Annotated in this window: 19 protein-coding genes; 17 read left to right on the top strand and 2 right to left on the bottom strand. The window is 34.7% G+C overall.

Annotated elements, in window-relative coordinates; all coding sequences use genetic code 11:
- Positions 1-181: 181 nt before the first annotated feature.
- From truA to BN3326_RS08720, 5 genes are all read left to right on the top strand, one after another.
- Entirely contained in the window at positions 182-919 is a 738-nt protein-coding gene (truA, locus tag BN3326_RS08740) for a tRNA pseudouridine(38-40) synthase TruA (protein WP_069998813.1), read from the top strand.
- Between the two features lie 174 nt (positions 920-1,093).
- Positions 1,094-1,525: a 50S ribosomal protein L13 gene (rplM, locus tag BN3326_RS08735; protein WP_069998812.1), complete on the top strand. Its 432-nt coding sequence runs from the start codon at positions 1,094-1,096 to the stop codon at positions 1,523-1,525.
- Between the two features lie 22 nt (positions 1,526-1,547).
- Positions 1,548-1,940 carry a 30S ribosomal protein S9 gene (gene rpsI / locus BN3326_RS08730; protein WP_069998811.1) on the top strand — a complete coding sequence of 131 codons (393 nt, stop codon included), beginning with the start codon at positions 1,548-1,550 and terminating at the stop codon, positions 1,938-1,940.
- 202 nt (positions 1,941-2,142) lie between these two features.
- Positions 2,143-3,474: an LCP family protein gene (locus tag BN3326_RS08725; protein WP_069998810.1), complete on the top strand. Its 1,332-nt coding sequence runs from the start codon at positions 2,143-2,145 to the stop codon at positions 3,472-3,474.
- A 697-nt stretch (positions 3,475-4,171) separates the two neighbouring features.
- The gene (locus tag BN3326_RS08720) at positions 4,172-4,666 is read left to right on the top strand and encodes a DedA family protein (RefSeq protein ID WP_069998809.1); all 495 of its coding nucleotides are present in this window, start codon (positions 4,172-4,174) and stop codon (positions 4,664-4,666) included.
- Here BN3326_RS08720 and BN3326_RS08715 read toward each other — a convergent pair.
- Both BN3326_RS08715 and BN3326_RS08710 read right to left on the bottom strand, forming a co-directional pair.
- Entirely contained in the window at positions 4,661-5,404 is a 744-nt protein-coding gene (locus BN3326_RS08715) for an SDR family oxidoreductase (RefSeq protein ID WP_069998808.1), read from the bottom strand. The two genes, BN3326_RS08720 and BN3326_RS08715, sit on opposite strands and share 6 nt — an antisense overlap.
- 4 nt (positions 5,405-5,408) lie before the next feature.
- Positions 5,409-6,263, bottom strand: a complete 855-nt coding sequence (locus tag BN3326_RS08710) for a deoxyribonuclease IV (RefSeq protein WP_069998807.1) — start codon at positions 6,261-6,263, stop codon at positions 5,409-5,411.
- Positions 6,264-6,538: 275 nt separating this feature from the next.
- Here BN3326_RS08710 and BN3326_RS08705 point away from each other — a divergent pair, with 275 nt between their 5' ends.
- The 12 genes from BN3326_RS08705 (at position 6,539) to BN3326_RS08650 (ending at position 21,675) form a co-directional block, all read left to right on the top strand.
- Positions 6,539-7,846, top strand: coding sequence for an LCP family protein (locus BN3326_RS08705; protein ID WP_069998806.1), 1,308 nt, complete (start codon positions 6,539-6,541; stop codon positions 7,844-7,846).
- Positions 7,843-10,665, top strand: a complete 2,823-nt coding sequence (locus BN3326_RS08700; protein ID WP_069998805.1) for a phosphodiester glycosidase family protein — start codon at positions 7,843-7,845, stop codon at positions 10,663-10,665. The genes BN3326_RS08705 and BN3326_RS08700 overlap by 4 nt, the downstream gene beginning before the upstream one ends.
- A 74-nt stretch (positions 10,666-10,739) precedes the next feature.
- Positions 10,740-11,246, top strand: coding sequence for a hypothetical protein (locus tag BN3326_RS08695; protein WP_069998804.1), 507 nt, complete (start codon positions 10,740-10,742; stop codon positions 11,244-11,246).
- A gap of 37 nt (positions 11,247-11,283) precedes the next feature.
- Entirely contained in the window at positions 11,284-13,209 is a 1,926-nt protein-coding gene (locus BN3326_RS08690; protein WP_069998803.1) for a DUF5693 family protein, read from the top strand.
- Entirely contained in the window at positions 13,188-14,267 is a 1,080-nt protein-coding gene (csaB, locus tag BN3326_RS08685; RefSeq protein WP_069998802.1) for a polysaccharide pyruvyl transferase CsaB, read from the top strand. The genes BN3326_RS08690 and csaB overlap by 22 nt, the downstream gene beginning before the upstream one ends.
- A 9-nt stretch (positions 14,268-14,276) precedes the next feature.
- Positions 14,277-15,017: a WecB/TagA/CpsF family glycosyltransferase gene (locus BN3326_RS08680; protein ID WP_069998801.1), complete on the top strand. Its 741-nt coding sequence runs from the start codon at positions 14,277-14,279 to the stop codon at positions 15,015-15,017.
- Positions 15,018-15,288: 271 nt separating this feature from the next.
- Positions 15,289-16,407 (top strand): ABC transporter ATP-binding protein, encoded by a 1,119-nt coding sequence (locus BN3326_RS08675; RefSeq protein WP_069998800.1) that lies wholly within the window; start codon positions 15,289-15,291, stop codon positions 16,405-16,407.
- A 149-nt stretch (positions 16,408-16,556) separates the two neighbouring features.
- Complete coding sequence (locus BN3326_RS08670; protein WP_069998799.1) at positions 16,557-17,654, top strand: PucR family transcriptional regulator; 1,098 nt, start codon at positions 16,557-16,559, stop codon at positions 17,652-17,654.
- A 19-nt stretch (positions 17,655-17,673) separates the two neighbouring features.
- Positions 17,674-18,381 (top strand): cell division ATP-binding protein FtsE, encoded by a 708-nt coding sequence (gene ftsE / locus BN3326_RS08665; RefSeq protein WP_069998798.1) that lies wholly within the window; start codon positions 17,674-17,676, stop codon positions 18,379-18,381.
- Entirely contained in the window at positions 18,350-19,243 is an 894-nt protein-coding gene (gene ftsX, locus BN3326_RS08660) for a permease-like cell division protein FtsX (RefSeq protein ID WP_207646330.1), read from the top strand. Before ftsE ends, ftsX begins: the two co-directional genes overlap by 32 nt.
- Before the next feature lie 13 nt (positions 19,244-19,256).
- On the top strand, positions 19,257-20,378 hold the full coding sequence (locus tag BN3326_RS08655) for a murein hydrolase activator EnvC family protein (protein WP_069998796.1): 1,122 nt from the start codon (positions 19,257-19,259) through the stop codon (positions 20,376-20,378).
- 127 nt (positions 20,379-20,505) lie between these two features.
- A complete protein-coding gene (locus BN3326_RS08650) occupies positions 20,506-21,675 on the top strand; it encodes a S41 family peptidase (protein WP_069998795.1) in 1,170 nt (389 codons plus the stop codon).
- Positions 21,676-21,741: the final 66 nt, after the last annotated feature.

Here is a 21,741-nt window from a genome sequence, read left to right as displayed (position 1 = left end):
AGAAATACGCAAGCGAGTAACTGGAGAACCCTAAAATTCCCCTGCGGACCTCTTGAAAACTATGACTAGTAGTTTTTGGACAGTCTGCCACAGCCAAACCCGAGTCGAAAGTTATCACGCCCTGCCAAGCTAGTCCTTAGAAATTTCATATCACCTTAAATATACCAAGGAGGAGAAGTCTGTGCCAAGGTTTAAATTGATAGTGGCCTATGATGGCACAAACTATCATGGATTTCAAAAACAAAATAATGCTTTAAGCATACAAGAAGTTTTGGAAAAGAGCATTGCTGCTATCATTCAGCAGCCGGTGGAAGTCATTGGTGCTGGTAGAACTGATACGGGCGTTCATGCAAGAGGGCAGTGCTGTGTATTTGACGCCGAGACAAGTATACCTGTCTATAATCTGATCAAAGCTATTAATAGTAAATTACCCAAGGATATTGTAGTTAAAAATATGGAAGTTGTGTCCGGAGATTTTCATCCTAGATATGGAGCAAAGCATAAAACATATCGTTATCAGATTTTAAATAGTAAGATACGTGACCCTTTTAGTTATAAATATGCTTATTTTTATCCCTATGAGTTGGATATAAGTCTCATGAGGGAGGCAGCTGAATATATTGTCGGCGAGCATGATTTTAAATGTTTTTGCTCGGCGGGAAGCAGTGTAAATTCAACGGTAAGAACGGTATATGATTTGCAGGTTACACAGCAAGATGATCTGATAACGATAGAGATTTGCGGCAATGGATTTTTATATAATATGGTAAGAATTATAGCCGGAACGCTAATTCAAGTTGGCTCCAATAAATTACCAGCTGAAGCAGTCAAAAACATTATTGCAAGTAAAGATCGTGGTTTAGCAGGGCCTACGGCCCCGCCAGAAGGACTTATGATGCTGAAGATTGATTATGATTAGATAGAAATAAGGATAAAATAAGGACAAACAGTAACAAAGTGCTTGACAGTGTTTTTACAAAATAATATAATATAAGTTGTGTTAATAAGCCCACTTATAAAATCCAATAGCCCCGGATTTTATATAATATAGACGGTTTAAAGAAATACGAGAGATCCTGAAGGAGGGAATATAATGAGAACAACATATATGGCAAATGCCGGAACTGTTGAAAGAAAATGGTACGTTGTTGATGCTGCAGGTCAAACAGTAGGTAGACTTTCAAGCCAAATAGCATCAGTACTAAGAGGAAAAAACAAACCAACATATACACCTCATGTTGATTGTGGTGATCATGTTATAGTAATTAATGCAGATAAGGTAGTATTTACAGGTAAAAAATTAGATCAAAAATTATACAGAAGACACTCTGGATACGCTGGTGGTCTTAAAGAAACGACAGCACGCAAAATGATGGATACACATCCAGAAAGAGTAGTAATGCATGCTGTAAAAGGAATGCTTCCAAAGAATAGCTTAGGAAGACAAATGCTTACAAAATTACGTGTTTATGCAGGAACAGAGCATAATCATGAAGCACAAAAACCAGAAGAATTAAAATTCTAAGTATCGAGAGGAGGAAACATAAATGATAGGAGTTAGATATTACGGAACAGGTAGACGTAAAAGTTCAGTAGCACGTGTTTATCTTGTACCAGGAAACGGTAAAATCACAATTAATAAAAGAGACATTGAAGAATATTTTGGTTTAGAGACATTAAAAGTTATTGCACGTCAACCTTTAGTTCTTACTGATACACTTAGCAAGTTTGATGTACGTGTAAATGTATTTGGTGGAGGAACAACAGGTCAAGCTGGAGCAATTCGTCACGGTATTAGCCGTGCATTACTTCAAGCTGATGGAGATTTCCGTCCAGTTCTTAAAAAACAAGGTTTCTTAACAAGAGATCCTAGAATGAAAGAAAGAAAGAAATACGGTCTTAAAGCAGCAAGACGTGCACCACAGTTCTCAAAACGTTAATCAAAAGCCAATCCTTAGGGATTGGCTTTTTAACTAATTAGCTAGATAGATTTTTACGCCTATCCTTTTTATTAAATATTACAAGCAAATTACAATCATATCATAAAGTAATTACAACAATAAAAAGCGACTTTTTTCTAGATAACTATATATTATAATAGAGATTGGTGATAGCTAGTGTAAATACTTAGGGGGATAATCGATGAAGAGAATGAATAAGGAGCTTAATATGGTGCAACAAAAAAAGTTACTTAAAATATTTTTGAAAGCTATTGCTATAACAATGGTAGTATGTACTGTTATTATAGGAATAGGAATAGGAGCATATTACAGCTTTATTTATGACAACAAAGTTATAGACTCTAATGAGTCATTAACTGCCGAAGAGCAAGAACTCGAAAATCAAAAACAAGCAGCATCAGTCATCAATCAAACCATAGCTGTGTTTGGCGTAGATGAAGATGGTATAAGAACAGATGTTATTTTTGTAGTTAATTTTAATAGTAAGACCAATAAGGTTAAACTAGTTTCTATACCTCGTGATACAAAAGTTCAGTGGACAGAGACTCAGCGCAGCAAACTTAAAGAATATAAAGGAACAAATATCTATACTTCTAAAATAAATGAAATGACAGCCTATGGAGGCATAGAGAATATTAGGGATTTTACAATTAATCAAATAGAAAATATGTTGGGTATAAAAATAGATAACCACATTATTATAAATTTAGAAGCTTTTAGAAAAATAGTAGATACTATTGGCGGGGTTGAAGTTGATGTCCCTCGCAGGATGAGATATACAGATAATGCGCAAGGTCTTTATATCAATCTTGATGCGGGGCTTCAGCTCTTAGACGGTAAAAAAGCAGAGCAACTGGTAAGATTCAGACAATATCTCAATGGGGATGTAGATCGTATTCAAGTACAGCAGCTGTTTTTGAAAGCCTTTGCCCAGAAGGTTATGAGTCCTCAGATGATTACGAAAATACCGCAAATTATTCCTATATTATTTACGTATATTAAGACTGACGTAAACCTTACACAAATAGCATCCTACTATCCTTTTTTACAATCTTTTAATTTAAATTATTTATCATTTAATACTATTCCGGGCGAAGGCAGATACGAGAATGGCATTTCCTATTTCTTCCCTGATAGAGCAGCAATGGATGCCCTTATAGAAGATGTGTTCTTTGATACAGAGGCTGCACCAAGCGAAGCTGATGATAATAATGGAGAGACTTCTACTCAAAATGAACCTGTCATAGATAAAACAGTTACTATTGAAGTGCTTAATGCAACAGGGGTTACAGGGATAGCAGGAAAAATAAAAGATACACTTGAAAAGCAAGGCTATAAAGTAGGACGCATAGATAACTATTCTAAAAGTGACCTAGAAAGTACAGTAATATATGCTAAAGATATTCAACAGGCAGAACAGTTTAAGACTTATTTTAAAGGTGCTTCTATACAAACGAATACGACAATAGGGTATGATATTCAGATTATAGTAGGTAAGGGTTATATTAACTAGGGCGTATTGCTAAGTTAAGTGTTTCGGATAAGGTCCGCTGGGCAGGCAGGGGTGTTTTTCATCTCTCCCGCCTACCCACAGCCAAACCCGAGTCGAGCCGAAAAACACCCCTGCCTGCCCAGCTAGATTTTATAGAATGCAAGCATATTTATGAATAGAAAAACTGAGATTAAAGTAATGAATACATGAAATGAGATAATGATAATATGGGGACGAGCTGTGGCTTATCCCCATATTTTGCGCGTTTAAGATAACGTATAATTTCTATTTTGAAATAATTTAGGGTAAGCTTAGCTCACAGTAATTTAATATAATGTATGGCGCAATCAGGTATCTAATTATTTAACGAATAATATACAATTTACAGAGACTAGCATGGAAGATTTTAGGATTCGGAAGTTGCCTCTGGAGAATTTCGTATAGAAAATCTTAGCAGTTTATTCAAATGGTTTTTAGGGAGATTGTTTGAGCGCAGCGAGTTTCGACCGTTCATTTGAAGAAAGTGCTTAGATTTTTAGAAATACGCAAGCGAGTAACTGGAGAATCCTAAAATTTCCCCTGCGGGCCTATAGAAAACTATTACAAATATTTATTTTGAGTAGCCTAAATAGATTAACTTAAGGCAGAAAATGCATAGGTTTACCTTAAAAGTATTATCATATACTATAGATAACTATGCCTTAAAGGAGACCCTCAGATGGATATACAGGCGCTGCTCGAAAAGTTTAATTCATATGGCCCTATTGTTATATTTTGGCTGTTGTATTTAGAAAGTTTAAATTTATCAGGAATTCCAGCAACCATTATTATGCCCGCAATTGGTTTTTTTATTGCCGAAAGCCAATATTCTTTTGGCTATATTTTTTTGATTGCCGTTATTGCTGGAGTAATAGGAAATCTCACCTATTACTTTATAGCCTATAAGTTTGGTGCCAAAATATATGATAAAGTTTATAGTAAATTTCCTAAAACACAGAACTCTTTAAATAAAGCAAAAGCAATGAGTGAAAAATATGACAAAAAAGCCTGCCTAATTGGCAGACTTATTCCTGGCGTTCGAGGGTTTATTACTTTGATTTCAGGGATATTTAGTATTGAACCTAGAACATTTGCAGTCTATTCTCTGGCAGGGATTATAATATGGGACTTTGTAACTATATTTTCAGGTTATTTTATTGCAGTTTATTTATAAGAAACCGCCATCTATATTAATTATTTGGCCAGTCATATAGGAGGCCTTATCAGATGCAAGAAATAGACAAGCATTGGCGACATCAATTGAGGTACCGATGCGGCAAAGAGGAACATCCTCTATAAAATTATCAAGATCTTCTTGGCTGAAATGTTTATTCATGTCTGTATCGATCCAGCCACATGATAAAGCATTAACGCGAATAGATGAAGGGCCAAGTTCTTTGGCAAGACTTTTGGTAAATCCATTAAGGGCGCTTTTGCTTGTTGAATAGGCCACCTCACAAGATGCTCCAGACTTTCCCCAAATAGAAGAAATATTGATAATAATCCCTGCTTGTCTGCTGATCATATGAGGTGCTGCAAGATAGGCACAGTTATAAGCCGAATTTAAGTTAGTTGTTATAATTTTGTGCCATACTTCTGGTGAAGTATCTGTGAATAAACCTACATAACTTATGCCGGCGTTGTTGATAACTATAGATGGATAATCTCCAAAAGTATTATAGGTGTGGATAAACATTTCTTTTGCACAGCAATAATCCGATATATCCCCAAAATAAAAAGTAGCACAAAAACCAGCAGTGATGAATTCTTGATAAGTTCTCTTAAGCAGGTTTTGATCTGATGCACCATTTAAAACGACATAAGCGCCACATCTTGCAAACTCATAAGCGATGCTTTTGCCGATGCCCCTAGATGACCCGGTAACAATAACAATATGCTTTGAAAAATCCAAATGACTACCCCCTCAAAAATGCAATTTCTTCTTTATAAAGGTTAGTTTTAGCATCTAACCATGGTGTTTCTAAAATTACTGGCTTATTATCTGTAACTGGATGATGGACTATTTGGTACAGAGCTTCCTTACCAATAAAATCTTGTCCACGAGGATTATCAATACTGGCACCAAGATTTGCATGCCTATCTTTTTTTGCGCCTCTTGTATTAAGGGAGCCATTAATATGAAATACTTTGAGTTTATCGAGCCCTAACAGACTATCAAATTCTTCAAGAACCTCATCAAAATGATGGATAATGTCATAACCGCTGTCATGAGTGTGGCAGGTGTCAAAGCAGATGCCAATTTTAGATTTAAGTTCTACACGGTCTAAAATATCTTTAAGTTCTTTAAAGCTTCGACCGATCTCAGTGCCTTTGCCAGCCATAGTTTCAAGACAAACAACGGGAACAATATCTTCCCTTAATACGTCATTAAGTGCAGAAGAGATGCGTTCGATACCATATTCATAAGTCTTATCTGTAAAAGAGCCTGGATGAAGAACCAGATAATTTGCACCAATCTGGGCAGTCCGTTCAAGCTCAAGGGCTAAAAATTCTTTGGCAAGCTGATAAATACCTTTTTTAGAGGAAGCTAGATTTATAATATACGGTGCATGGACAACAATATCAGACAGCCCATGATCGCTCATAAACGCATGGCCTTCTTCGATTTTAAGATTTTCTATAGGCTTGCGTCTAGTATTTTGCGGTGCACCTGTATAAACCATAAATGTATTTGCACCATAAGAATGGGCTTCTTTGGCGGCCCCTAAAAGGCCGCCGCTAATAGATACATGGGAACCAATTTTAAGCATAGATATTTTCCTTTCATGATGTAAATAAGTATTAATTTTATAATAAGTTAGATATCCAGCAAATTCAACAAAATTACAATAAATTTACAGTAAAATTACATAAGTTATTTTTTGAATAAATTTTATGTATTATAATGGACATATAGGATATATTTTACTACAATATAAAAGGTATGGTAGAAAAATACAGTAAAAAATAGTAAAAATATTTAAAATAATTTTTTAGAAAATGTATAGATGATGTATTTTATCTATATATGTAGGAGCGAAGTCGCATGAAAGCAAACACAAAGAGACTTAAAAAATCTCAAAAGAAAAAACTTGGTACTATGTTTTTTAAAGTAGCAGCCATTACCTTTTCAGTATGTTTAATAACATTAGGCGCAGTTGCAGTTACATACAAATATTTTATATATCAAGATGATGAAAAAGGAGGATTACTTAAATTAAAACCAACGCCTAAAGAAAAAGATATTAATCAAACGCTGGCTGTATTCGGTGTAGACAAAGACGGCTATAGGACAGATGTGATATTTGTTGTGAATTATAATAGCCAGACCAATAAAGTGAAAGTTGTTTCAGTACCTAGAGATACTAAGGTAACATGGACTGAAGACCAGCAACAAAAGCTAAAAGAACATAAAGGATCTTCCATATCTGTTTCAAAGCTTAATGAAATGACGAGCTATGGCGGCATAGAAAATATTAAGGATTTTACAATTGATGCAATAGAAAATATATTAGGTATAACAATTGATAATTATGTTGTGGTAACAATTGATGCATTTACACAAATAGTAGATGCCATTAACGGGGTAGAAGTAGATGTTCCGACACTTGATGGAAATGGTTTGCACTATGATGATTATGCACAAAACTTACATATTCATTTAAATCCAGGGGTTCAAATATTAGATGGTAAGCAAGCGGAAGGGCTCGTAAGATATCGTAAAGGCTATGCAGAAGGAGATGTTGGTCGTATTAAAACACAACAAATTTTCCTTAAAGCTTTTGCCAAAAAGATTTTAAATCCAAGTATTTTGACAAAACTGCCTCAGATTGTTCCTGTTATTTTTACTTCGGTAAAAACAGATATGGCACTTACGGAAATCCCACAGTACTATACGCACTTAAAAAAGTTTGACCTTGAGTACTTATCATTTAATATTATCCCAGGAGAAGCAGCGCATCAAGGGTCAAAATGGTATTTTATACCGAATATGGATGAGATGAAGCCATTTACAGAGGAAATATTTTTTGACCAGACAATCGCAGGTGCTCCGAATGAGACTGTTATAGAGGATAAGACAGTCTCAATAGAAGTTTTAAATGCAACTTCAATAAATGGTGCAGCTGGAAAAACTAAGGATGCCCTTGAAAAGTTAGGATACAGTGTAGCCCGTATTGATAATCATGATACAAAAGATAATGTGACAACTATAATTTATGCAAAAGACGTGTCTCTTGCAAAACAATTCCAGAGTTATTTCACAAAAGCTGTTATTAAGCTAAACAGTGATATGGCATATGATATTCAAATAATATTAGGTGAAGATATACAAGAAGGAGGCATGACAACATGAAACTAAAAAGCAAAATAATCAGCAGTTTAATTATCGCGGCAGCTTTGTCTGTTAATGTATATGGCACAGTTCTTCATAAAGAAAAAACAGAACAAATGATTACGAGAGGAGCAACTTTAATTAAAGAGCAGATCTTAACTGGAGAAGGCTGGCAAAGCATTCAGATATTAAAAGTTAATCTTCAAGATGAAAACATAAAGCTAAAGCCGATTGAATCAACTACATTAGGTGAAAGAAGAACAATACTAGATCTAGTCAATCAATCAGGTGCTATTGCAGGTATCAATGCAGACTTTTTTGATACGGCAACAAGTAATACACCAAGCTTTGGACCTGTTATCGCTGATGGTGAGCTGAAGCATGCCTATAATAGTAATTATTCTACAATAGGGATTGCAAACAATATGGCTACATTTTTGATTGATACGGGCAATAATCCTTTAATAGATTACTATGGCACATCAGTTATGCTCTATGTAAATGATTTGCCCATAGGAGGTATGGCGGCCTATAATAATATACCTACTACACTTAGTCGGCCTATTGTTTTAGATTATACTTATGAAAGAGATACCAGCAAAGCGCTTGCAAGATTTAAAGGGGTATATACAGCAGTCATCGAAAACAATGAGGTAACTTATTTATCGAAGCAAGATGAAGTGGTCGCTATTCCTCGAAATGGCTATGTAGTGCTTATTAATACTAACGATGCAAATGCCTACTATAGTAAACTGCCAGTTGGTACAAAGGCTGAGATACAAAAAACAATCTATTTAAATAATAATGTTACACAAATGGTAGAAGATATTAAACTTGGAGTGGGTGGCAGCGGCATCATCATGAAAAACGGTGAAGAGTTCTCGGGGGCATCTCATAAGGTTACACCAGCTACAAGAGCACCTAGAACAGTAATAGCTACCCTTAAGCAATCTAGTGAAATACTTTTAATAGCTATAGATGGAAGAAACAAGACACTTGGTGCCAATCATAAGGATCTGGTTACACTTCTTAAGTCTTACGGTGTCCAAGACGCAATGTATTTTGATGGAGGGGGTTCAACCACACTTGTAGCAAGAAATGAAGCTGAAGCAGAAGTTAAGCTGCAAAATACACCTTCGGATGGTGCACAAAGGAGAGTTGTTAATGGTATAGGTGTATTTACAACACAACAGACAGGTCATTTAAGTAGGCTTTATCTGGATGCAACGACGAACAGAGCTTTTGTCGGAGAGCCCATCACATTCAGTGTTAAAGGGACAGATAAAAATTATAATCCAGTAAACGTTGCAAGCAGCAATGTTAAGATGATAGTAAGTGGTGTGGCAGGAACATTTAATGGCTTTACTTTTTATCCTGAAACAGCAGGAAAAGCGCTGGTTATTGTAAATAGTAATGGCATAGAAGCCGCAAAAGAAATCTACATATCTGATAAACCAGCAGGAATACGCATTGAACCTTCTAACTTGCAAATTGCACCAAATAGTTCAAAAGTAATACAGATATTTGGAGTAGATAAGGAGGGCTATAAACTGCCTTTAACAGCAGATAAAGTTACCTGGACAAGCAACAGCGAGCAGGTAAGCGGTAAAGGTAATCAAATTACAGCAGCTCAAAAGTCATTAGCATTACTTACTGCATCTTATAAAGGCGTAAGTGCAAATTTAGGCGTTATTGTAGGAGATACTGCGGTTCCTATTGAATCATTTGAAAAAAATAGTGCAGTATGGGGTGGCAACACTACCACAGTACAAGGAAAAGTTGAACCTTCAAAAGAGTTTAAATATCATGGAGATACAGCAATCAAGATGAGTTATACCTTTGCTAAAACAGCCAATAAGCAAGTAGCCTATACAATTTTTAGCCAACCTATAGAAATCCCAGCAGATGCTATGAGTATCAACATGTGGGTTTATGCTAGAAAGCAAGGAGATACAGCTAAAATTGAGGTTGTAGATGCAAAAGGTGCAAAATTCTATCTTAAGCTTGCAGATAGTTTGAATTTTGAAGGATGGAAATATCTAAGTGTGATACTGCCACAAACGATGACTGCACCAGCTAAAATAACTAAATTTTATACCTATGCAAATAGTGTGAGTGAAAAAAGAACAAGTGTAGTCTATATTGATCATGTTTCTATTACAAGAGGTTTTAGAAATAGAGAGGGAATTGCCCTAAGAGATGATTATAGGTTTGATCCGTATTATAAACCGAGCTTGCAGCCTTCAGTAGGTAATCAATATGCAATCAATATCATAGGACCTACTAAAACGAACAGTATGGTTTTAAGTAAAGAAACGATTACAAGCATAGGCCATAAACTATCTCAAAATGCAAGCATGCTGTTATTTGCATCAGGAAACAACATTGAGCTACCTATAAGTATTCCGACTTATACTTATGCCAATGCTTATACTACAGTAGATCATAATAACACGAGAGTAATTTTTGCAGGGACTGATAAAGGCGGACTTAGAGTAACGGAACTAAATGCATGGTTAAATATTAAGAAGGATATAGAAGGGACAGCTGCTAAAAATATTATTCTTATTATGAGCAAAAATCCACTTACTCAATTTGATGATATAGAAGAAGGTAAGGCTCTTCATAAATACCTTAAAACACAAAGAGAGATGACTGGAAAAAATATTTTTGTAGTGTATGCAGGGGGAACAGAACGAGAAACACAGATTGAAGATGGTATTCGTTATATTAGAAATAATGGGCTTGTAGTGGCATCAGATAATGTACAGGACAGTCATTATCTTCAATTTAAAGTGGTAGGTAATGAGATTTATTATACTTTTGTACCCTTTAAATAAGCAACTTTAAGATAGCTATTAAATCAGAATTTAAAATAGAAAATATCATATTAAAAATTATGAGGAGGTATACTATGAAAACAAAAATAAAAGTTATTCTTTTAACAGCAGTATTAGCAGTTACAACACTTTATGCTTCGGATAATGGCCCTGGGACTTCAAATGACCCTTTGGTTACAAAAAGTTATGTAGATAAAAGAATTGCAGACCTAGGAGCAGGTGGAAGTACATCTAATGACGTTAATAAGCAGCTTCAAGCGCAGCAGCTGCTTATTAATGAACTTTCAAGTCAAATTAAGTTATTACAACAAGAAAGTAATACATACGAAGTTGTATCTGTTCCTCAAGGAAAGAGCATACTAGGAAAACAAGGGTCAGAGATTATTATTAGAGCCGGAGAAGCCAAAGTAATAGGTTCAGAAGCTGGAGGGATTCAAGATATGACAGCAGGAGTAGATGTGAATGCGAATAGCATAGCTCCAAGATATCATCTTCTTATTATTCCAAGAGAAGATGGCAGAGGCCTTATTGCAACTAAAGATCTTACAGTTATGGTAAGAGGGGGGTATACTATACAATAGGCATAACCCATAAAAAGTCATCTACATGGAGGGAAAAATGAAAAAACAAATAAGAATGATCCTGAACATTCTAATAACTATCTCTGTAATAGCGTGTTTAGTTGTCGGGTTCTTTAGGGTAAGGGCAGAAGAAGCTTATAAAAATGTGCAAATAGCGATTAGATATACAGATGTACTTAATATTTCTGAACAAACACAAACAAGTATTCAAGATGTACTTCTAGAGTTTAAAGAAGCAGGTGCAACAACTTTATTTGTTAGAGAAAATACAGTACTTCCAGCCTCAAGAGGAGAACTTTCAAATTATAAAGAACAAGGTGAAGTTACGGTATTTGAAGGTTATCTCGTTAAGGCATTTTATAAAGACATTACAGATATTAAACCACAGCTTAACTACATTGTAACAACTAATGCAAATATATGGGAAACTATATACAAAGATTTATCTTTAAAAAATGTTCCGGTGAGATCTTTTGTTTCTGAAGACGCATATTTTGTTGAAGTTGGGGATTTTTCAAATGTACTTGCAAGCATTGGTGTGGGATTTAATACAGAAGATTTAAAAGTTGCAGCGGACTTAGGCTATGTGATTTCCCCACAGATAAGAGGATGGGGAGAGCCAAGTGAAGCGTCTATTGAGTACCTTATAGATATGCTTCAAGAGGTAGCTGGCGTGGGAGCCATTTACTTTTCAGATTCAGAAATACCAGGGGCAACATCACCTCTAATGATTAATTATATAGGTGAACATCAATTAGGATTTGTAGAATTTTTCTCAAATAAACAGAAGGGCTTTGGGCTGCTTGCAAAGCAATCAAGTCAACAAGGACAAGACTTCAGAGTAACAAGATTGCATACCCTTACAGATGATGAGGTAAGAAAATATGGGCCTAAAGAAGTGCTTGATCGGTATGGACTTGCACTTAGAGAAAGAAATCTTAGAACCTTTCTTTTTAAAATGCCCAATACAATGAATCTGCAAAAAGACATGCAAGATTTAAAAGTTAATATTAGAAACTTTAAAGATATGGCAGAAAAAGAAGGGTATATCATAACCGAAGAGTTGCAGAACTACAACTTAAAGCCAGGCAATTATTTACTATCAGTGCTTGCAGGTATTGCAGCGATTGCAGTATTTGTTTTACTGCTTGATTTAGTAGGTTTAAGAAGACTTGGTTATCTGCTTGGGATTATAGGTTTTATCGGGTATGCTGGTTTGTTGAAGCTGTCTCCATCTTTTGGGTTAAAGATGATGGCATTATTTGGAGCTATAATATTTCCAACTTATGCAGTAAGTACTGCCATAGATTCAGAGCCTAAAAATATGGGGCAAACATTAACGGCATTTTTGAAGGTATGTTTCATTGCTTTTGGTGGCGCATTAACGATTATAGGAACGATCTCAAGAACAAGCTTTGGGCTTGGCATCGATGTATTTGCTGGCGTAAAGATTGCGCATATTATTCCGATTATACTTATTCTAGCAATAACCTTCTATAAAAAGCATGGACTAGATATAAGTTATATAAAGAAACTATTAACAAGTAAAGTCACTTATTTAGCAGTAGCAGTCATAGGCATAGTAGGTATTGCGCTTCTTATTTACACAACAAGAACGGGTAATGGTGGTTCAGTATCAAGTTTAGAACTTCAGGTCAGACAGCTTTTAGACAATATACTTGGTGTTAGACCGCGTACTAAAGAGTTCTTGATTGGGTACCCAATCTTAATAGCCCTTATTGCTTTTGGGTATAAAGAAAAATATCTGCCATTTTTAATCTTTGCGGCTATAGGACCTGTTTCACTTGTTAATACGTACGCACATATTCATACGCCAGTTTTGATTTCACTTATTAGAAGTGGTTATGGGATTGTTATAGGATTTATTATTGGAGCTATTATGATTTATATTTTAAAACTACTTATTAAGGTGGTAAAAAAATGGGGAATTCAAATAAAATAGTTATTTCAGGTTATTATGGGTTTGATAATATAGGAGACGAAGCAGTACTTTCTGCGATTTTATCTTTGCTAAGAGCATCTATCAAAGATACAGATATTACGGTTCTTTCTAATAACCCAGAAAAAACTAAGGCTTTATATGATGTAGAAACTGTTAATAGATGGGATATTAAAGCCATTATAAAAGCTATTAAAGCATGTGATCTGCTAATAAGCGGAGGGGGAAGTCTGCTGCAAGATATTACTAGCCAAAAAACAGTTCCGTATTATTTAGGGATTGTTAAAATAGCGCTTTGGCATAAAAAAAGAGTAGTTTTTTATTCACAAGGCATAGGCCCCATTAATCATAAATGGAATAAATGGTTTATTAAAAAAGTAGCAAATCAGGTAGATCAAATTTTTGTAAGAGAGTATCATTCGAAAAAAGTGCTGGAAGCCATTGGTGTTAAGAAGCCTATTATAGTGGCAGCAGATCCAGTTTTAGGCATAAAACCAAGTGAGCATGTATATAAATATGTAAAGGACTTGCTAGGCGTAGAAAAAGCAGTAGGTGTTTATATTAGACCATGGCAAGATGAATCGGCTATCATTGACTGTCTGGAAAAAGCCTTACAGTATGTCATCCAAGAAGGTTATAAAGTCTATTTAATTCCTATGCACTATGCACAGGATAGAGAAGTAGCGCATAAGCTGAGGGCTAGGTTAAAAGAGCATGCAATTGTTATAGATAAGATGCTTACAATAGATGAAGTTGTTAGTTATACAGCCTCATTTGAGTTTATAATAGGTATGAGACTACACAGCTTAATCATGGCCGCAGCAATGCAGACACCAATGATAGGACTCGCGTATGACCCAAAAGTAACAGATTTTATGAAAGATATGCAAGTGCCGTACTGCATAGATGTAGCACATATTAATCCAGATAAACTTATTCATATGATCCAGAAATTAATAAGTTCTCAAAGTGAACAAAGAAAGCATTTAAAAGTCATGCATGAGATACAGGTGAAGAAAGTTAACTTGCCAGTTGAATATATTAAGGGGCAGTTACTATAGGAGGATACAATGCAAGAAAAAATAGAGGTATTAGGTGTACCATTTGATAATGTAACGATGAATGAAGCGGCCACACGGGTCAGCCAATTTGTTGCATCTCCCGAGGTGCATACTGTATTTACGCCAAATCCAGAAATTATTATGTTGGCAAAGAAGAATGAGAAGCTGTTTGCCATTTTAAAAAAGGCAAGCCTCGTAGTACCGGATGGCATTGGCGTAGTTATTGCATCAAAAATACGTAAGGGTGGTATCTTAAAAGAAAGAGTAGCGGGCTATGACCTAGTGCAAAATACTATGAAACAAGCAGCTGGGAAAGGCTATAAGTACTATTTTTTGGGGAGTAAGCCGGGGGTGGCAAAAGAAGCTGCAAAACAAATGGCAATAACATATCCCGGCATACAAATTGTAGGGACACATGATGGCTATTTTAAGCCAGAAGAAACTTTTGATATTATAGAAGATATTAATAAGTCAAAAGCTAATATTCTGTTAGTAGCCCTAGGTGCACCAAAACAAGAAATTTGGATTGATGAAAATAAACATTTATTAAAGCATGTTAAGGTACTAATAGGAGTTGGTGGCAGCCTAGATGTTATGGCTGGAGTAGCAAAGCGTGCACCGCTTCTTTTCCAGAAAACGGGACTTGAATGGTTTTATAGATTGATGAAGCAGCCGACACGGATTACTCGTATGATGGTGTTGCCTCAATTTCTAATAGAGGTAATGTTAAACAAAGAAGAAAAAAAGTAGTGAAAAATAAAGAAAAAATTTAGGAATAGTGTATAGGTTAAGGTAGAATGTAGATTAGTGACTAAAATATGATGCAAATTTAACTGAATTTTAACTGTAAAAATAGATTTTTAGAGCTAGTGGACAGTACTTTATAGGGCTTTAGGACTATTAGCTAAATTGAAATATGGGTTTTTATAAAAATAGCCAATAGCCTAGATATTTGAAATATAGTATAGTTAAGTAAGTCCAAGGAGATATTAATTTATCCAAACTAAGGGGGAAAAATCTTATGGCAGGTTTAAAATTAAAAAATATTGAAAAACGTTATCCTAATGGTTTTGTGGCAGTAAAAGACTTTAACTTAGACATCGAGGATAAGGAATTTATCATATTTGTAGGACCATCAGGGTGCGGTAAGTCTACCACATTACGTATGATAGCTGGACTTGAAGAAATATCAAGCGGAGAACTTTGGATTGGTGATAAACTTTGTAATGATGTAGCACCAAAAGACCGTGATATTGCAATGGTATTCCAAAATTACGCTTTATATCCACATATGACAGTATATGATAATATGGCATTTGGTTTAAAGCTTCGTAAAACTCCAAAAGATGAAATTGACCGTCGTGTACGTGAAGCTGCGAAGATCCTTGATATTGATCAATGTTTAGATCGTAAGCCAAAAGCACTTTCAGGTGGACAAAGACAACGTGTTGCCATGGGTCGTGCAATCGTTCGTGAGCCTAAAGTATTCTTAATGGACGAACCTTTATCAAATCTAGATGCAAAACTTCGTGTGCAGATGAGAACAGAAATTTCTAAAATGCACCATAGATTACAAACAACATTTGTTTATGTTACACATGACCAAGTTGAGGCGATGACACTTGGTACACGTATCGTTGTGTTAAAAGATGGTGTAATCCAACAAGTAGATTCACCTTCTAAATTATATAGCCAGCCAAACAACTTATTCGTTGCAGGATTTATGGGTTCACCACAAATGAACATGATTGAAGCTAAAGTGGCTAAACGCGGTGAAGATGTTGTACTTGCATTTGGTAAGGCAGAAGTAAAATTACCAAAAGAGAAAGCACAAAAAGTACTAGATGGTGGTTATGTTGGTAAAGAAGTTATGATGGGAATTCGCCCTGAACATATTAGTGATCCATCAGTTCTTGTTGATAATGAAAACGAAAAATATGCAGTTGCAACAGCTACTGTAGAAGTAGTGGAACTTCTTGGTTCTGAAAAGAACTATTATATGGTTTGTGAAGGGTATAATGTAACAGGTCGTTTTGAAACAAGCTGCAAAGCAGTTGTTGATGATACAATTAAAATTGTTATGGATACTACAAAAATTCATGTGTTCGATTTAGATACACAACTAACAATTACAAACTAATATTAAGATTAATATGTGACAATAAATGACCTTGTAGTTTTTACTACAAGGTTTTTTTAAACTTATGCTTTTTTTTTGTTACTAAATAGGATAAAATAGTATTTAAGATAGTGAAAGTATAAATCTTTTAAATTTGGGAGCTGGTTAAAGTGATTTCTAATCAAATTTTACAAAATACAATAGATGGACTAAAGACAATAACACGCAGAGACTTTTGCATTATAGATGCAGAATCTAAAGTAGTAGTAAGTACGATTCAAAATAGTATAGGAGATTATATACCGCAAGTTGAGTCTTTTATTAATTCACAAGCTGAAAGTCAGGAAATGCAAGGATCACATTATTTTAAAATATATGATGAATATCTTGTTGAATACATTCTTTCGGTAAGCGGTGTGGATGATGAGGCTTATAAACTTGGAAAAATTGTTGCATTTCAGATAAAAAGTTTATTAGTAGCCTATAAAGAACGCTTCGACAGAGATAACTTTATTAAAAACTTATTACTCGACAATTTATTGCTTGTAGATATTTATACAAGAGCTAAAAAACTTCATATCAAAAACAATGTTAAGCGCATTGTGTATTTAATTGAATGCAATGAGAAAAAAGACAGTAATATATCAGATATATTAAGAAATATTTTCCCTGATAAAACGAGAGATTTCGTTACGGCAGTAGATGAAAAAAATATGATTTTAGTTAAAGAGGTAACCTCCGATGATGCAGCAGAAATAGAAGGCTATGCTAAAATGATTTATGATACCCTAAGTACTGAAGCTATGAGTAAGGTTTATGTGGCAGTAGGGGCTGTGGTATCAGATCTTAAAGATGTGTCTAATTCTTATAAAGAAGCTACAATGGCTTTAGAAGTAGGTAAGATCTTTAATTGTGAAGGTCATATTTCACATTATGCTAAGCTGGGAATAGGAAGAATTATTTATCAGCTGCCTTTATCCTTATGCAAACTCTTCATTAAAGAAGTGCTCAAGGAGAAACGCGTAGATAGCTTTGATGAAGAAACACTTATGACAGTTAATAAGTTTTTTGAAAACAGTCTTAATGTATCTGAAACATCAAGGCAGCTTTATATTCACAGAAATACCTTAGTTTACAGACTGGATAAGCTTCTTAAAACAACAGGACTCGATCTGCGTCAATTTGATGATGCCATTGTTTTTAAAATTACAATTATGGTAAGTCAATACATGGATTATATGGAAAGACAAAGCCAAAACAGAATGTAGAAGATGAGTGAGGTAAGTGATGATCTACTTGCAGAACGTATCAAAAACTTATTCAAACGGAGCAGTTGGACTCAACAATACAAATATTAGTATAGAAAAAGGAGAATTTGTATTTATTACGGGAAACAGTGGATCAGGGAAGTCCACGTTACTTAAGCTGCTTCTAAAAGAAATAGAGCCATGTCATGGAAAGATTATAATTAATAATAAAGATATAACGAAGTTGAAAAGAAGACAAATACCGTACCTCAGAAGAGATATTGGGATTGTTTTTCAAGACTTTAGGCTGCTGCCTAATAAAACTGTTTATGAAAATGTTGCCTTTGCTATGCAGATAGTAGGGGCTACAGGCAGAGAAATAAGAAAAAATGTGCCCATTACATTAGGGCTTGTTGGTCTTGCCAGAAAAGCAAGATGTTATCCGGATGAGTTATCTGGAGGAGAGCAGCAAAGAACAGCCCTTGCCCGTGCAATAGTTAATAACAGTCCTATCCTCATAGCCGATGAGCCAACAGGAAATTTAGATCCTGCTACTTCTTGGGAGATTATGAATTGTCTACAGGACATTAATAAAAGAGGTGTAACTATCGTTATGGCGACACATGAACGCGAGATTGTTAACACCCTAAAGAAAAGAGTTATTGAAATAACGAATGGTTCGGTAACAAAAGATATGTATGAGGGGGGCTATGATGATGAAATTGAGTACTCTCAAGTATTTGTTTAAGGAGGGTATTGTAGGGCTTTGGAAAAACAGAGTTATGGCCCTTGCATCCGCAGGAACTATTGTGCTTTGTCTCCTAATACTTGGTATGTCCTACTCAATTGTTACCAATGTTGATTATATGCTTAAACAACTGGAAATTAAATTTGGGATAACAGCTTATGTTAAAGAGGGTATACTAGGTAACGAAATACTACAGTTAAAAAGCCAGGTAGAAAATATACCCTACGTGGCGGAGGTAAATTATATTTCTAAAGAAGATGCCCTGAAGTCTTTTAGTGAAGGAAGTAAAGATGATTCAATATTTAATGACTTTGTACAGGATAATCCACTACCTGCATCTTTTGAAATAAATGTTACCGATATTGAATATCAGTCTCAAGTGGTACAAGCTCTAAGCAGTATTGCTGAGCTTGAAGTAAGATATTTGCAAAAAGAAACAGCAATGTTTATGAAAATTAATAATACAATTAATACGATTTCTCTTATTATTATTGGATGTCTTATTGTAGTAGGTCTGCTGCTGATGACTAATACCATTAAGCTGACTGTCTATATTAGAAGAAAAGAAATTAATATCATGAAATATATAGGTGCAACCGATTGGTTTATAAGGTTACCTTTTTTAATAGAGGGATTAGTTATAGGGGCCATCGGGGCACTCCTATCTATTATTATAATTATATTAAGTTATAGCTGGCTGAGCGAAATGCTGATTACAAATTTAATGGGAATGTTAAATGGTTTGACATTAAAAGAAACCTCAGATATTATGAGAGCCTTAATTCCTATTTGTATGTCTATAGGAACAGGTATTGGATTTGTTGGAAGCGGTATGGCTATCCACAAACACTTAAAGGTATAAAAGGAGAGAAGTTATGAGAAAGAAAATAGCCTTATTCTTAACTTTAATGCTTTTACTCACACCTGTCTATGCATCCAGTTTAGGCAATAAAAAAAATCAACTTAATAATACAAAGGAAAGCATTGAAAATACGAAAAAAGCATTAGAAAATACCGTTGCACAAAAAGAAAATATTCGCAAAGATATTCAGCAAGTAGACCACCAGATTATTAATATTGAAGATAGAATACTAAATTTAGAAACAAGCTTAGGTGAAAAACAAGTACAGCTAAAAAAAAGTGAAGAAGATCTAGAAAAAGCTATTAATAAAAAGGATAAGCAATATAGTGCAACAAAGGCACGGATGGTTCAAATGTATAAAAATCAAAAAATCGGTTATATTCAAGTTGTTTTTTCCTCAGATAATTTCTGGGAAGCGATAAATAGATTGGAATACATTAAAAGAATATCTAAGCAGGATAATGAACTCATAGATTCTTATCAAAAGCAAGTAGAAGCAATAGATCTAAAAAAAGCAGACATAGAAGAAGAAAAAGCGGAGCTGGATCTACTCTATAAAGAGCAAGTAGCTAAAAAAGGAGAACTATCAGCGGCTAGATCTAACAAAAATAAAGCCCTCTTCGAACTTGCAGGGAAAGAAGAAAAGTTACAAGCACAAATTAAAGAGATGCAGGAAATATCTAAAAAATTAGAGCAAGAAATTAAAAGACTTACAGAACTAAGTACAATTAAATATGCAGGCGGAGCATTTGCATGGCCTGTGCCTGGACACTATCGTATTAGTTCAGAATATAATCCGAGAACCAACCCAATATCAGGGAAATATGAATTTCATTCAGGTATAGATATTCCTGCCCCTTATGGTGTTTCGGTAGTAGCTGCTGCAGATGGGGTTGTGATAGCTTCAGGATGGATCAATGGGTATGGTAATACAATTATGATTAATCACGGAAGTGGACTAGTTACTCTATATGGACATAACTCATCACTGGCTGTAAGTGTAGGACAAACAGTAAAAAAGGGGCAAAAAGTTGCAGGGATTGGAAGTACAGGTTATTCAACCGGTAATCACCTCCATTTTGAAGTTAGAAAAAATGGTGCACATACTAATCCATGGAATTACATAAAGAAATAACATAAAGAAAAGCACAACTCATATAATAAGTATAAGGTGTGCTTTTGTTTATTATCAAACAAAGGTTGATCCCTGAATTAAAAAGATATACAATGGTAAAAACATTATAGCATAAGGAGAGACACAGTTGAAATATAAGCATCTCTTAAAGGCAGTAAGCTGCGGAATTTTAGGTATAACACTTATAGTAATGACCATAGGTTGTACAAAGAACATGATAAAATCTAAATATTCACAGCTCAAAATGAACCAAATCAGTAAGCTTTTAAATAAAAGTTATCTAGGTGAACTAGATAACAAAAAAATTGAAGATAGTATTTATGCAGGGTATATAAGCGGCCTTGAGGATCCATTTACAAGATACTTAGACGAAGAAGCATTTAAGAAGCAACAGGTACTAGAAGAAGGCAAATATATAGGTACAGGCATTCTATTTGAATGGGGATTAAATGGACGCTATATTATTGTTACAGATATAATACCTAACTCACCAGCCGCAGTTAAAAAGGTTAAGCAGGGAGATAAGATTACTGAGATTGATGGGATCAAGGTGATGTTATCTAATGAGGGAGATCTCTATAAAAAACTTACTTATACTGGAGAGGAAGAAGTAACTTATTTAGTTCAAGAGAATGATGGGCATCAAGAAAGAAATGTCAATCTAAAAGCAGAGGTTATTGATATTAAAAGTATCGACTATGAGCTTATAGAAGGGAATATTGGCTATATAGCTATTTCTTCTATTAAAGATCACATAAGTGAAGAATTAATTAAGGTCGTCGAAGAATTAAAGCTTAAAGGAGCCCAGAATTTTATTATTGATATTAGAAACACCTATACTAATAATGTCGAAGAGATCCATAAGCTATGTACACTATTTATTGATAAGCAAGTTATTTTTAAAGTGAAAAATAAACATGGTGAAGTTAAAGAATATAAAACGAGTGGAGCCCTATATGAGGAACCGCTTACTGTTATTATTAATGGTAAAACGAAAGGTGTTTTAGAAGCATTTGCTGCCGCGATCCAGTCTTCAAAAAGAGGGAAAGTAGTAGGTGAAGCCTCAGCAGGCCTCGGTCTTGTAACAGAGACTATTCCATTAGAAGATAGAACGGGACTTGTTATATCAACAGGCATTCTTTATACATCAGATAATAACTCTCTAAAAGCTAGTGGGGTAAAACCAGATATACTCATTAAGAATAGCTTAGAAGGTGTTATCGAACTCATTACAAAAGGTACCCTTAGCCAAGACAATGATTTACAATTAGTGGAAGCTATTCGTGCATTTTATTAAATGTATAATATAGGTAAAATTTTATGAGGATAATAATTGAAAAACAAACGTAAAATACATTTAGAC

Source organism: Cellulosilyticum sp. I15G10I2, assembly GCF_900095725.1.
Lineage (GTDB): Bacteria > Bacillota > Clostridia > Lachnospirales > Cellulosilyticaceae > FMMP01.
The sequence above is the reverse complement of the archived record's forward strand: the minus strand, read 5'-3'. Positions and strand labels throughout refer to the sequence as shown.

Excerpts from the sequence above, each read along its gene's own strand:
- rplM (WP_069998812.1), top strand. The coding sequence starts at position 1,094 with ATGAGAACAACATATATGGCAAATGCCGGAACTGTTGAAAGAAAATGG.
- rpsI (WP_069998811.1), top strand. The coding sequence starts at position 1,548 with ATGATAGGAGTTAGATATTACGGAACAGGTAGACGTAAAAGTTCAGTA.
- BN3326_RS08725 (WP_069998810.1), top strand. The coding sequence starts at position 2,143 with ATGAAGAGAATGAATAAGGAGCTTAATATGGTGCAACAAAAAAAGTTA.
- BN3326_RS08720 (WP_069998809.1), top strand. The coding sequence starts at position 4,172 with ATGGATATACAGGCGCTGCTCGAAAAGTTTAATTCATATGGCCCTATT.
- BN3326_RS08710 (WP_069998807.1), bottom strand. The coding sequence starts at position 6,263 with ATGCTTAAAATTGGTTCCCATGTATCTATTAGCGGCGGCCTTTTAGGG.
- BN3326_RS08705 (WP_069998806.1), top strand. The coding sequence starts at position 6,539 with ATGAAAGCAAACACAAAGAGACTTAAAAAATCTCAAAAGAAAAAACTT.
- BN3326_RS08700 (WP_069998805.1), top strand. The coding sequence starts at position 7,843 with ATGAAACTAAAAAGCAAAATAATCAGCAGTTTAATTATCGCGGCAGCT.
- BN3326_RS08695 (WP_069998804.1), top strand. The coding sequence starts at position 10,740 with ATGAAAACAAAAATAAAAGTTATTCTTTTAACAGCAGTATTAGCAGTT.
- BN3326_RS08690 (WP_069998803.1), top strand. The coding sequence starts at position 11,284 with ATGAAAAAACAAATAAGAATGATCCTGAACATTCTAATAACTATCTCT.
- csaB (WP_069998802.1), top strand. The coding sequence starts at position 13,188 with ATGGGGAATTCAAATAAAATAGTTATTTCAGGTTATTATGGGTTTGAT.
- BN3326_RS08680 (WP_069998801.1), top strand. The coding sequence starts at position 14,277 with ATGCAAGAAAAAATAGAGGTATTAGGTGTACCATTTGATAATGTAACG.
- BN3326_RS08675 (WP_069998800.1), top strand. The coding sequence starts at position 15,289 with ATGGCAGGTTTAAAATTAAAAAATATTGAAAAACGTTATCCTAATGGT.
- ftsE (WP_069998798.1), top strand. The coding sequence starts at position 17,674 with ATGATCTACTTGCAGAACGTATCAAAAACTTATTCAAACGGAGCAGTT.
- ftsX (WP_207646330.1), top strand. The coding sequence starts at position 18,350 with ATGAAATTGAGTACTCTCAAGTATTTGTTTAAGGAGGGTATTGTAGGG.
- BN3326_RS08655 (WP_069998796.1), top strand. The coding sequence starts at position 19,257 with ATGAGAAAGAAAATAGCCTTATTCTTAACTTTAATGCTTTTACTCACA.